A 12141-nucleotide genomic window follows, 5' to 3' on the forward strand; every position below is an offset into this window, starting at 1 on the left:
TTCAGCTTGGCTGCCACCAGTGCGTCGGCGATGACAGCATCATCCGCATCGACGAACAAACCGACCATGGCGATCTGGCCAGCTGCGCGCGATGTCAAAGCGCCCGCGACATTCGACGTAACCGCACGGGGCGACGCTGGATAGAACACCAACCCGGCATAGTCCGCCCGCGCCGCGATGGTCGCATCGAGCGCCTCGGGTGTGCTGATCCCGCAAATCTTGATTTTCGCGGGCATGCGGTCAGTCGGGGTTCTGGATCAGCCGCACCAGCGTGCAGTCGGGATCGATCAGGTAGCCGATCCTCAGGCCGCTCGCCTCCAGTTGCGGAGCTTTGAAGCGCGGCCAGCCGGTGCTTTTTTCCTCGGCTCCCGCCGCGTTCACCAATGCCACCATGGCATCGAGATCATCCAACCGCAGGCAACAGCCGAACGAGCTCGTAGCTGGGTCGAGGTCAGGATAGGGGAAGAATTCGAGCTGCAAACCGCCGCGCTGCAGGATCATCCAGCCGCGATCCTTCCAACTCGTCGCAAAGCCCAGCTTCGCATAAAACGCCTCTGTCACATCGAAATCGCGCGATGGCAGATTGGGGGTGACGTGGTCAGCCATGGCTCAGCGCAGCTTGTCGGCCATGCGGGCCGTATGAGTGATTGCGGCGCGGCTATCGGGGGCGGAATGGCTCATCACGATCATGCTGGCCTTGGGGAACGCCGCACCAAACGCGCGCGCTGACGCGGCGTAGTGCTCAGTGTCGGCATCACCGAGATTGCCGAGCGACTTGGCCTTGCTGTCCTTGATCAGGCAGCCACCAAAAGCGATGTCGGTGCCGTCGATCCCAACGGTGATATTGTCACTGGTGTGGCCGGGGCCGGGGTAAAATACCTTGAGCGGGCCAAAGTTGGGCGCGGTTGCTGGTTCGACCCAGCCATTGGCGGCGAAAGTCAGGCTGTGTTGCGCCGCAACCAGCCCCTCTTGCGGGGCAAGCTGGTTCGACAACGCATTGGCATAAGTCGCAATCCCCGCCGCATGCAGCGCGTCCATACCGCCCATCTTGTCCTGATGCGCGTGAGTCACCACCGCCAGCGCGACCGGCAGGTTGATCTCCTGCTTGATCCAGTTGAGGATCTGGGCGGTCTGGTCATCGGTCCAGGCGGTATCGACCAACAGCACGCGGCCGCCATCCCTGACGATCAAACCGTTGGAAGCGACTGCCCCGAAACCCGGCATGTCGAGATAGGAAGTGTGCTGCCAGACATTCGGTGCGAGCTGGCGGAAAACCAGATCGCCAAACCGTTGGTCGCCAGTTTCCATTTGCTGGCCAATCGTCGGGCGGATTTCACCGGGCATGCACCCGCTCAGCATCAATGCAGCGGCTAATGCGGTGCTCAGCTTCGCGACCGGGTGCATAATATTGGGCAATTCCATCAAGTTTTCCTTTTATTCAGCATTAAAAACCCCGCAAATGCGAGGCCTAGTAAATAGATGATCTTAATTTGGTTCACTGTAGCAAAAATATGGGGCGAATTCAAACATGAGGTGCGACAGTTTCAAAAGCCATATGATAATCAACAAGCTGAGCAAATTTCTCTAAGGAAGGTGCGAACAAGTCCCTGATATGAGATCATGTTTGTCATCTGGAGCCATGGAACAGGGTTCATCATGAGTCATCAACTTACCTTCGCCGACAGTGAATTCAGCAGTAAGCGCCGTCAGACCAGAAAAGAGATTTTCTTGTCCCGCATGGAGCAGATTCTGCCATGGCAAAACATGGTGGAAGTCATCGAGCCGTTTTACCCCAAGGCTGGTAATGGCCGGCGACCTTATCCGCTGGAAACCATGCTACGCATTCACTGCATGCAGCATTGGTACAACCTGAGCGATGGCGCGATGGAAGATGCTCTGTACGAAATCGCCTCCATGCGTCTGTTTGCCCGGTTATCCCTGGATAGCGCCTTGCCTGACCGCACCACCATCATGAATTTCCGCCACCTGCTGGAGCAGCATCAACTGGCCCGCCAATTGTTCAAGACCATCAATCGCTGGCTGGCCGAAGCAGGCGTCATGATGACTCAAGGCACCTTGGTCGATGCCACCATCATTGAGGCACCCAGCTCGACCAAGAACAAAGAGCAGCAACGCGATCCGGAGATGCATCAGACCAAGAAAGGCAATCAATGGCACTTTGGCATGAAGGCCCACATTGGTGTCGATGCCAAGAGTGGCCTGACCCACAGCCTAGTCACCACCGCGGCCAACGAGCATGACCTCAATCAGCTGGGTAATCTGCTGCATGGAGAGGAGCAATTTGTCTCAGCCGATGCCGGCTACCAAGGGGCGCCACAGCGCGAGGAGCTGGCCGAGGTGGATGTGGACTGGCTGATCGCCGAGCGCCCCGGCAAGGTAAGAACCTTGAAACAGCATCCACGCAAGAACAAAACGGCCATCAACATCGAATACATGAAAGCCAGCATCCGGGCCAAGGTGGAGCACCCATTTCGCATCATCAAGCGACAGTTCGGCTTCGTGAAAGCCAGATACAAGGGGTTGCTGAAAAACGATAACCAACTGGCGATGTTATTCACGCTGGCCAACCTGTTTCGGGCGGACCAAATGATACGTCAGTGGGAGAGATCTCACTAAAAACTGGGGATAACGCCTTAAATGGCGAAGAAACGGTCTAAATAGGCTGATTCAAGGCATTTACGGGAGAAAAAATCGGCTCAAACATGAAGAAATGAAATGACTGAGTCAGCCGAGAAGAATTTCCCCGCTTATTCGCACCTTCCCTAATGGTGTAAGCCAATCTAACGCCTTTCTAGGACGAGTATTCAGTGACATGGCAACTTGATTTAAATAATGCTGATCTGCCTGATTTAAATCAATCCCTTTAGGTAAATATTGCCTAATTAAACCATTCATATTTTCGCATGTGCCTTTTTGCCAGGGTGAATGTGGGTCACAGAAATATACATCTATGCCTAAATCTTCTTCGAGTATTTTATGTTCTGACATCTCACGTCCACGGTCATAGGTCAACGTTTTACGCAGTTCTGCAGGTAAATATTTCAGAGCTTCAGTTAAAGCCTTGCGCACTGATTCTGCCTTTGCATCAGGTAATGTTGCCAAGATACAGAGCCGTGTATTTCGTTCAATAAGTGTTGCTATCGAACTTTTATTGTCTTTACCTTTAATTAAATCAGCTTCCCAATGACCCGGTATTTTTCTTTCTTGAACTTCGGCTGGGCGCTCATGAATAGTTTTAATATCCTGTAATATAGAATCTTTTTTAGGTTCACCGTTAGCTTTTCGCTTTTTATTTTCATGACGTAGACAGGATAATAAGTCTTTTTTCAACTCACCCTTTGGTAATGCTCGTATCGTTGAATAAATCGTTGTATGGCTTACATTCATTGTTTGATCCAAATCAGGAAATGTCTTTAAACGCTTTGCTATTTGCTGAGGAGACCATAAACAACGGATCGCTTCAACAATAAATTTCCAGAGGATTGAATCGATTTTGAGTTTTCTGTGACCACGTCTACGTCTAGCGAAGGTGTTATCAGAAGCATATCGAGCTTGATAAACGTCATTGATGCTATTTCTTTTAAGCTCACGATAGATCGTACTAGGATGTCTTTTAATGAGTTCAGCAAATTTTCTGGCTGAAAAGCCTTCTTTTCTTGACTCAAGCATTAATGCAGTACGATCTTCAAAGTTAAGATGATGGTATGACAATTTTATATACTCCATAAACCCTTTAAATTAATTAGGTGGTTTATGTCGCACTTCAAGTTTTACTCTGCCAACTTTAAATCAGTGGCTCCACTAACACTCTTCACTTATTTATTTAAAATTTAGCGACGTTAAAAGACAATTAAGTATTTTTAGATAATGGGGTTCTAGGGATTTTCCGTCCAAAAACGACAAAGTGCTCTGGAGGCCGCGCCGTCCGTGGCCTCCAGAGGGGTATTACTTTTCGCTGACGGGTAAATATCCCTCGATTGAGCGCATAAGCTCCTCCAGATCTGGCAATTTTTCGCTCAATTCGAAGTGGTAAGTCCCCTTGAGGTTAATGTTGTGCCAGGCCACAGGGGATGCCTGTTTGACGATATCTATTCTCTTGGTATCTCCTTGGTATTCGAAGCTGGTCAACAGCTGGCTGAGTATCCTGGAGTTGAAGTAAACGATGGCATTGGTGACCAGGCGAGCGCACTCATTCCATAGCTGGATTTCTTCGTCTGAACTGCCCCGGAACTGATCCCCATTGACGCTGCTCACGGCCCGACGCAGTTGGTGATAGGCCTCTCCCCGGTTCAGCGCGCGCTGAACATAGTTTCTTAAACTGGCATCATCGATGTAGCACAGTAGATAATTCGCTTTCACCAGGCGATTGTATTCCGTCAGGGCTTCCAGCAGCGGGTGATTGCGCTTGTACTCCGAGAGCTTTCTCACCAAGGTGGCTTGCGTTGTTTTCCGCTGCTTAAGTGATACTGCAATCCGTTGGATGGTATCCCAGTGCTGCGCAATACGATGGGTATTGATTGGCTTTTTTAAGCACAGCTGAATTCGGTGTTCTTTGTCTTCCTTGACATCAAACATGTCATTGATCACTTTGCCAACCTGGGCATAGCGTGGGGCAAACTGGTATCCGAACAGATCCAGTAACGCGAAGTTCACATGGTTCACCCCATGGGTATCGGTTGAGAGCACATCCGGAATGATGTCTGACGTATTGCTCATCAACAAATCAAAGATGTAGTGCGATTCATGTTCGTTGGCGCCGATCACTCTGGCGTTGATCGCAGCGTGATTGGCGATCAAGGTCATGGCAGAAACACCTTTTTGAGTGCCAAAGTACTTCGACGAATAACGGGTTTTGAAGGTCTCGCGCCGGGCTTCGAACTTTTGACCATCGGCACTGGCGTGGATCACATCTTCCTGGATGTTGTAGTACCGGAAGATGGGTAGCTTGGCTGTCGCGTTATTGATGTTGTCGTTAGCAGCATTCAATGTTTCCAGGCGAAGATAGTTCGCCTGGATAGTGCTGAGCTGATCATAGGTACGATCAGAGATCTGTGCCATGCCGTAAATGCCTTGATTGGTTGCATTGCCGACCAGAATTGCCAACAGGTCATATTCATGGGAACGGCTTCTGGATTGGGAACCCAGCACATGAGCGAAGCAGTCAATGAAACCGGTGTCACGATCAACCATGCGCAGTACATCCGCAATCCCCGTTGTGGGAATTTGCTGGAAGAAGGGATTGTTGACCAGATGATGTTTGCTGGCCGAAGGCAGGCGCCAGAAGCGTTTACCCTGCGGATTACGCAAGATGATATTCCGGTTGTCTTCCTGTTCAAGATATTCGCCGACTTCGTACAAACGGGTATCCAATTCCATGGCCATCTGTTTGATCAGCTTTTCAGGCTCCTCCGCTAATTTTGTAAAATGGCTCTGTTGAAGCAGCGTATATTTGTTTTTTCGCCAATGTTCCCCGTCGATCAGGTCGGCGTCGAGTGCCCGGTATTTAGTGATATCAGGCAGCGTCAGCTGGCCATTCAGGCGATCAGGAATCTGTTGATAGAGGAACCACTCATAACGATCGATCAGGATATTCCCTTCACCATCCAGCAGGAATTCACGTGATTTTTTGGAAAGGAGTCTGGTGTCGGCAGTTTGCAACTGAGCGTCCTGGCCGTTGAGTTCGTTTTGTGTTTTCGCCAAGGCGGCCGCTAAGTGCTGGGTGCCGTCGCAGCCTTCGAAGCGCAGACATAGGAACAACTCTCGCAGCAAACCTTTCCGCAGACTTTCTTTCTCGTCGCAGTACTGCCACATGGCTTCATCGACCGATCGTCGCTGCTCGTTCAGGAAGAGACATACAGATTCCAGATCCCTTTTGGTCAGCAGGCTCAGTGCTTGCTGTCTTACTGTTGCAAACGGTAGTTGCAGATCAATGCTGTCATCAATGAACAGGTGCAGTACTTCAGCTGCCTTGCTGACATTTTTAGCTGCTTTTTGCCAATCCTTAAACACCGCTTCCTGCGCATAATCCTTTGCCTTCTGTTTGGTCTGTCTGACATGATGCACAAAGCCATCGGCAATACGTTCCAGCGCTTGCTGCCATCGCGTTTGAAGATAGCACAATAAATACAGCCATTGGCTGCCTACGGTTTGACGTTTCAGTTTGGCACCGTAGTAGTCGACTTTCTCTGCCAGGTGTTGCAGATTTTTCTGCGACAGTGATAGCGTGCTCAACAGCAGATCCACTTCCGGCATCCAATGCTGGATATGGCGATAGACAATCAGTTCTTTCTCCAACTCGGTTCCGGTGAAGTTACGAGCCGATTGTCGCAACTGTCGGAACGGCAGTGGACCTGTGCCGTTCACGAGCTCCGCCAGTGCTTGCTTAAGACCGCGTGACATTGCACGCTCAAGGTGCGCGGCCATGTGTTCCTGTTCGTCTCCCACCACCTGACTGATGATCTTTTGCAGCGTGCTGTAGGCAGGGATTGCGATCTTCTGCCCCGAACAATATTCATTGGCCGCATCGAAGAGGTGCCTAGGCGCTGTCCAGGCTCTGGCTTGCTGGGATAAGTAATCTCTCAACGCCGCTCCATGGTCTTTGACATTCCAGCGCTGGTAGTTGCAGAGCTGGAAAACACGTTGGTAAATCCGTTCGTTCTCTTTTGGCGTGAGATTAAAGGGTCTACAGCCTGGGCCTGGTAGAACGGTTTGATAAACGTATTTGAGGTCCTGCTTGATCTGATGAAAGCCGGGATTCAGCACCACCGGCTTGGCTTTGAAATAGCCCAGCAGTACCACCAGCATGTAACGCTGGCCCCGATGACGGAGGCTTTTAGCGATCGCCAGTTCCTTATCGTTCAGCGAGAAAAAGAAGCGTTGGTCGGCGGAGGTGAAAGCGGGGGGTCCATATAACTCATCTTGTTCTGCCTCGGACAAGATTTGGACACGTTCTTCGAATGCCATGGATTTAGCCCAAAAAGACTAAATCTTACTCAAACAGAGCCCAAATAGGGATCTCGAAAAAAGTAATACCCCTCTGGAGGCCACAGACGGCGGGGCCTCCAGAGCACTTTGTCGTTTTTGGACGGAAAATCCCTAGAACCCCTCAGTGGGACGAAATGATCCGGACCGCTGGCTCCCTGAAGCTGGGCAAAGTACAGGTTTCAGTGCTGGTCCGTTCATTGCTGAAAAGTGAACGTCCTTCCGGACTGACTCAGGCAATCATTGAAGTGGGGCGCATCAACAAAACGCTGTATCTGCTTAATTATATTGATGATGAAGATTACCGCCGGCGCATTCTGACCCAGCTTAATCGGGGAGAAAGTCGCCATGCCGTTGCCAGAGCCATCTGTCACGGTCAAAAAGGTGAGATAAGAAAACGATATACCGACGGTCAGGAAGATCAACTGGGCACACTGGGGCTGGTCACTAACGCCGTCGTGTTATGGAACACTATTTATATGCAGGCAGCCCTGGATCATCTCCGGGCGCAGGGTGAAACACTGAATGATGAAGATATCGCACGCCTCTCCCCGCTTTGCCACGGACATATCAATATGCTCGGCCATTATTCCTTCACGCTGGCAGAACTGGTGACCAAAGGACATCTGAGACCATTAAAAGAGGCGTCAGAGGCAGAAAACGTTGCTTAACGTGAGTTTTCGTTCCACTGAGCGTCAGACCCCTGTTACCGATGCAAGAACAGGGGAGTTTCATGAAATGCCTGTTTAGGAGTGATTAAAGGTAACTTGTGCGCAGAAGGTCAGGTGTGTGGTGGTTAGTACAGACTAGTGAATGTTGTAACTAAACTATATTTTTATTAAAGGCCGGAGGTGGTGTTCCTCCGGCCTTAATTACGTTTCCGTGTTCATTAGTCGATGAACTGGCGGATCAGTTCCAGAATGGCAATCAGCGCGTTTGCAAGCGCCGCTACCGCCCTCAGAACGATGATTAACAGGTTAATCATCCGTTTTCTCCATAAATGGAGTAAAGACACCGTGGCTTGCTCTTACACTGCCTGTCACCACGGCTTCTCTTCGTCTTGTCAGTTGTAGAGAGTCTCACTCCTGCCAGAGCACAGATAACCAGCACCACCTGTATTACCTGTCAGGACTTTGAACCTGTTCATGCCGCATTTAGCGGAATGCAGGGAGAGACTCACCACAGAGCTAACCCTCTGATTATACGTTTATCTAACGTTCAGGCAAACCGTTAACGCACAGTCACTGCCCGTCATATTGCATAATCAGGCTTCACGGATTATCATACTATTGTCAGTTGTAGAGAGTTTCCCTTCCGGGCTGAGTTACCAGCTCGCACCGGAACCGTAAAAAAGCCGACCTCACCAGTCGGTTTTTTTACGTCTGCGGTTTCCCGCTTCGTTTAAATCTATTTTAAATGAATAAATTGTTCTGCGGCAAACCCAACAACATAAGGACGTTAGGGTTGATGGTTGCCGAAATCGCGGTGCGTTACGTGAATTCTGAGGTTTTGCGAGGGGGATTGGGCGCGAGAATTTACGAGAGAGCGCCGGAACAATGCCGGGATCACAAACCATCACCCGTGAAAGAAATCTTCCGGCATTGCCCGGTCAGGTAGTATGACATTCATTGTCAACGGCCATCAATTTATAAGCTGCTTTGCACTTCATAAAAGATCACCACCAGGGCTGCTAAAACAGTACCGATAGCCAGCACGTTAAAAAGTACGTCCTTCATCTTTACGAACGACATACTGATTTGCGTCCTTTCCCTTTTGTCAGCCTTCTCTATCATCCAGCGTTGGTATGAATCACTGTTACTTTTTCTGTCCATGTTCCCCCCAATTCATCAATGAGCACCAGGCGGCCACCAGGCTTCTTGCCAACAAAGTAACGGCCTCGCGGCAGACGTTCGCCAGTCTTCAGCCGTTCGATCCAGTCCTGAAATGCAGGGCGCGGTTTATAGCTGTAGCGGCCAAAATCAGCTAAAGACTGCGTGACCATGACTGTTTGGCAGCCATGCTTTCTCATATCACGAAACGTATTTTCCAGTGCAGCCAGTGTATTCATTTGCACGTTCTCTCTGCTTTTCCCATGAAGATATTAACGACACTCAAAACTAACACCGTTGGCATGATCACGGCAGCATAGCCGACAGCAACGGCCTGATATATGGTCAATGAGTAGTCGGGCTGTTTATACAATACGACTGAAAAAATGCTCCCCAAACAAGCAAGCAGAGTTAAAAACAAGTAATCGACAAATCTGTTTTTATAGATAACCCATGCAACGATGCAGGGATATGACACCAGGCACAGGATAATCGCATTTGTGGTATGCACGTTTCGCTCCTTGTTATTTAAGGGTTGTCAGCCAGATCAAACAGATTGTTCAGGCTGGAACGGAATTGTTTTACCGATGATACCAGCTCCTGACTCCGCGCTTTTTCCTGCGCCAGTTCACGCCGTAGCTGCGCCATCTCGTCTCTGTTACGCTGAAGCTCAAGGATAGCCGTCATAAAGGTTTTGCTGGCTGATGCCTGTCCGGTCGCTTCCTGCGCCTTTTTAATGGCCTGATCTTCGTCGTCATTCGTTCTGATTGTGTAATGCCCCATGATACCCCTCTTTTGCTGTCATTTTTGCGCTGCCGGCGCGAACCCGGGAAGAAACTTTGCTGGCAAAAAACACTGGCCAACAGATGTGACCGGGAAAATTTGCTGGCAATTAATTTTCGATGAAAGCCAGCTCGCAATCGCCGCATTCAATATTCAGTCCGGCTTTGCCCCACACGGCAGCGCCACACCCGCGACACTGATATTTAACTTTATTTCGTTTTGGCTTGTCCTCAAATGCTGCAACTGACAAATCATTGTCATTGCTCCCGGCCATATCATCTGAATGGCTCCCGTTCTGCGGTGACACTGACGGCAGCAGAGCCATAGAAAGCACCGCTTCTATATCAATCCCGGCCTCAGCATTTTGATGCGCCAGAGCAAGCGTTTCGCGCCATTGCTCTATTACGGCGGTCATATCTTTTTGTTGTTCGACCTGGACAGGGAAGCGATCAAACCAGCTCAAAGCAAATTGCCCCTGGAACAGTTCCAGTGTGACGCGCTGGAAGCGGCCACCAGGGATCGGATAGTCATTAATCTTCTGGCCGACTTTCGCACCACCAGGTCTCCCGGTGGAGGAGGGCATAAGTCCGATACTTTCCATTTTTGCCGCCCACTGCGCATTGTGGTACGTCTTACGCGACGGGTTGCCGTAGTGGTACTGCCACATATGGCACTGCTCATGAACCAGCGTTTGCATGACTTCAATAAGCGGGTACACCGGGAAGTATTCAGGATTGAGGGCGATTTCATCAATCATCCTGCCGCTGCCGTCAGCAGCAACAAAGCGCCTGTAACTGAAATAGCCCATTGTGTTCTTGCCGCGCTGGAACGTAATCAGACAGTCAGGGAGTTCGCCGTCAAAAAGGCGCTGGTTATAGAAATCAAACGCCTGTTGTAGCTCGCTGTAAGCGCGTTCCGTGGCTCTTGTCATGCTGAAGTTCGCTTAGCGGCGTTCCGATATTCCTGTAACTCTGCAACAATAGCAGGGAACACATCAGCGCAACGCTGTGCCAGCTTAACCGCCTTTGAACAAACGCCCATACCATGTGCTCTTTTGAGCGCCTCCAACAAATCTACCAGTTCCTCGTCAGTGATTTTTTCAGTCATCTATTAAGCTTCTCCATTATCTGTATCGTACGATACAGATAATATAAACCACACCTTTGATAGCGGCAATCTTTTTTGCTGGCAATTTCACGCCCAGGGCGGGCATCGAGCGGGTAATATTGCTGGCAAAAATCAACGGCCAAACCGGCTGCAGGAAACTGGTTTGCTGGCAAGCGTGATTTACTGCTGGGCTTGACACCTTGCCATTGTATGACGCTTGTTTTAGTGTCAAATGAACAACCAGCGCGAGAAGAATATAGGAAGCAAAAGCAATGGATATCAAACCTAACTCAGTGATCCACCTGGAGCCAGGCGAAACATTACCCGGCTATACCAATCTGAAACCCGTACCTGATAAGTATTTCGATGAGTTAAAGGCACTCATAAATAAACTCAATACTCAATCCGGTAATATTTACCTCAAGTTAAAACAGATGTACGCCTTTTTGGATCGTTTTAACAAAGAATTTGTGAGCACGTTTACCTCCTGTCAAAAGGGGTGCTCTTCGTGCTGTAAAATGGATGTTCATTTAACCGCGCTTGAGGCAACACATATTGCACAAGCAAGTAAACTTACTGCCAGAGACAACCCGCTTACGACCGGGCATGAGTCAAAATGTCCGTTTTTGTCTGAGAAGGGAACATGCTCAATCTACAATTACCGCCCGCTGTTATGCAGGACATATCATGTACTCACTCCGCCGGAGATGTGTAATGACCTGGATGCACAAGTCATGCAGTATGGTTCTCAAAGCGCGAACATGGGAAATCACATCTACAAAACAATAGCAGAGTGGATCTATTTTCAGACGTATCACTGCACTGGTAAGTTAGAAACCAAAGATATCAGAGACTACTTCCCTTATCCCCGCGAAGATATCCAAAGATTTCTTCACCATAACCCCCCGCGCCCTTTTTGCTAAAAAAAAGCCTCTGACGCAGTGTCAGAGGCTTGTTAGATTACTGTTCGTCACCAGCAGTGCTGGAAGCATCTTTTTTGATGAGAAACTCATCAAGAGAACGGCCAGCTTTTAACGCTTCGTCGATTGGTTTTGGTGTCCGGCCACGACCAGACCAGTATTTCGTTTCGCCGTTTTCATCAAACTGATATTTAGGCGGCGCTTTTGGCAACGTCTTTTTGCGTGTTTTTTGCGCATCTTCGGACAGGCCAAGCAGTTCTTCCGGTGAAAAACCTTCTCCGGCAATCAACTGGAGCAGTTCCTGGCGCTTTCTTTCGCGCTCTGCGCGTTCTGCTGCCTCACGCTCTGCTTCTTCACGACGTTCTTCGATCACGGCGTTAAGCTTTTCCTGCATTTCCAGCAGTTGTTCAAAGCTGGTTTCTCGCGCAAAAACACGAACAGAGCGAATATTCAGGAGTAGCTTTTTTGTTGCGTCAAACGTTTCATTTTCACTCATCGAG

14 protein-coding genes and 2 pseudogenes are annotated in these 12141 nt (G+C 49.6%); 3 read left to right on the forward strand and 13 right to left on the reverse strand.

Going from position 1 to position 12141, the window contains the following annotated elements; all coding sequences use genetic code 11:
- The 3 genes and pseudogenes from DD606_RS14170 to DD606_RS14180 form a co-directional block, all read right to left on the reverse strand.
- Nucleotides 1-236: pseudogene (locus DD606_RS14170) on the reverse strand (N-(5'-phosphoribosyl)anthranilate isomerase); the annotation flags it as partial.
- A gap of 4 nt (nucleotides 237-240) precedes the next feature.
- The gene (gene ble, locus DD606_RS14175) at nucleotides 241-606 is read right to left on the reverse strand and encodes a bleomycin binding protein Ble-MBL (protein WP_004201167.1); all 366 of its coding nucleotides are present in this window, start codon (nucleotides 604-606) and stop codon (nucleotides 241-243) included.
- Between the two features lie 3 nt (nucleotides 607-609).
- Nucleotides 610-1422: a subclass B1 metallo-beta-lactamase NDM-5 gene (locus tag DD606_RS14180; protein ID WP_023408309.1), complete on the reverse strand. Its 813-nt coding sequence runs from the start codon at nucleotides 1420-1422 to the stop codon at nucleotides 610-612.
- A gap of 234 nt (nucleotides 1423-1656) precedes the next feature.
- Here DD606_RS14180 and DD606_RS14185 point away from each other — a divergent pair, with 234 nt between their 5' ends.
- Nucleotides 1657-2637 carry an IS5-like element IS5 family transposase gene (locus DD606_RS14185; RefSeq protein WP_000019402.1) on the forward strand — a complete coding sequence of 327 codons (981 nt, stop codon included), beginning with the start codon at nucleotides 1657-1659 and terminating at the stop codon, nucleotides 2635-2637.
- A gap of 108 nt (nucleotides 2638-2745) precedes the next feature.
- Here DD606_RS14185 and DD606_RS14190 read toward each other — a convergent pair whose 3' ends face one another.
- Together DD606_RS14190 and DD606_RS14195 are read right to left on the reverse strand one after the other, a co-directional pair.
- On the reverse strand, nucleotides 2746-3747 hold the full coding sequence (locus DD606_RS14190) for an IS30 family transposase (RefSeq protein ID WP_023408311.1): 1002 nt from the start codon (nucleotides 3745-3747) through the stop codon (nucleotides 2746-2748).
- 219 nt (nucleotides 3748-3966) lie between these two features.
- Nucleotides 3967-6984, reverse strand: coding sequence for a Tn3-like element IS3000 family transposase (locus tag DD606_RS14195; RefSeq protein WP_004199413.1), 3018 nt, complete (start codon nucleotides 6982-6984; stop codon nucleotides 3967-3969).
- Nucleotides 6985-7127: 143 nt separating this feature from the next.
- On the opposite strand from DD606_RS14195, the pseudogene DD606_RS14200 reads away from it, so the two are divergent.
- A pseudogene (locus DD606_RS14200) lies at nucleotides 7128-7640 on the forward strand (Tn3 family transposase); the annotation flags it as partial.
- Nucleotides 7641-7891: 251 nt separating this feature from the next.
- Here DD606_RS14200 and dqlB read toward each other — a convergent pair.
- The 7 genes from dqlB to DD606_RS14235 form a co-directional block, all read right to left on the reverse strand.
- Entirely contained in the window at nucleotides 7892-7987 is a 96-nt protein-coding gene (dqlB, locus tag DD606_RS26640) for a DinQ-like type I toxin DqlB (RefSeq protein ID WP_000609145.1), read from the reverse strand.
- A gap of 804 nt (nucleotides 7988-8791) precedes the next feature.
- On the reverse strand, nucleotides 8792-9070 hold the full coding sequence (locus DD606_RS14210) for a hypothetical protein (protein ID WP_001093608.1): 279 nt from the start codon (nucleotides 9068-9070) through the stop codon (nucleotides 8792-8794).
- A complete protein-coding gene (locus DD606_RS14215) occupies nucleotides 9067-9342 on the reverse strand; it encodes a hypothetical protein (RefSeq protein WP_000557557.1) in 276 nt (91 codons plus the stop codon). The genes DD606_RS14210 and DD606_RS14215 overlap by 4 nt, the downstream gene beginning before the upstream one ends.
- Before the next feature lie 17 nt (nucleotides 9343-9359).
- Nucleotides 9360-9614, reverse strand: a complete 255-nt coding sequence (locus DD606_RS14220) for a hypothetical protein (protein WP_000510385.1) — start codon at nucleotides 9612-9614, stop codon at nucleotides 9360-9362.
- Nucleotides 9615-9723: 109 nt separating this feature from the next.
- Nucleotides 9724-10545, reverse strand: coding sequence for a SprT-like domain-containing protein (locus tag DD606_RS14225; protein ID WP_000196235.1), 822 nt, complete (start codon nucleotides 10543-10545; stop codon nucleotides 9724-9726).
- Nucleotides 10542-10721, reverse strand: coding sequence for a hypothetical protein (locus tag DD606_RS14230; protein WP_023408316.1), 180 nt, complete (start codon nucleotides 10719-10721; stop codon nucleotides 10542-10544). The genes DD606_RS14225 and DD606_RS14230 overlap by 4 nt, the downstream gene beginning before the upstream one ends.
- Nucleotides 10722-10737: 16 nt before the next feature.
- Nucleotides 10738-11004 (reverse strand): hypothetical protein, encoded by a 267-nt coding sequence (locus DD606_RS14235; RefSeq protein ID WP_032072053.1) that lies wholly within the window; start codon nucleotides 11002-11004, stop codon nucleotides 10738-10740.
- On the opposite strand from DD606_RS14235, the gene DD606_RS14240 reads away from it, so the two are divergent.
- Nucleotides 10994-11644, forward strand: coding sequence for a YkgJ family cysteine cluster protein (locus DD606_RS14240; RefSeq protein WP_000351937.1), 651 nt, complete (start codon nucleotides 10994-10996; stop codon nucleotides 11642-11644). The genes DD606_RS14235 and DD606_RS14240 overlap by 11 nt on opposite strands.
- Before the next feature lie 37 nt (nucleotides 11645-11681).
- Here DD606_RS14240 and DD606_RS14245 read toward each other — a convergent pair whose 3' ends face one another.
- Nucleotides 11682-12137: an H-NS family nucleoid-associated regulatory protein gene (locus DD606_RS14245; RefSeq protein ID WP_001293458.1), complete on the reverse strand. Its 456-nt coding sequence runs from the start codon at nucleotides 12135-12137 to the stop codon at nucleotides 11682-11684.
- Nucleotides 12138-12141 lie beyond the last annotated feature (4 nt).

This window comes from Enterobacter cloacae complex sp. GF14B (genome assembly GCF_004136805.1).
Taxonomy (GTDB): Bacteria; Pseudomonadota; Gammaproteobacteria; order Enterobacterales; family Enterobacteriaceae; genus Enterobacter; species Enterobacter hormaechei_C.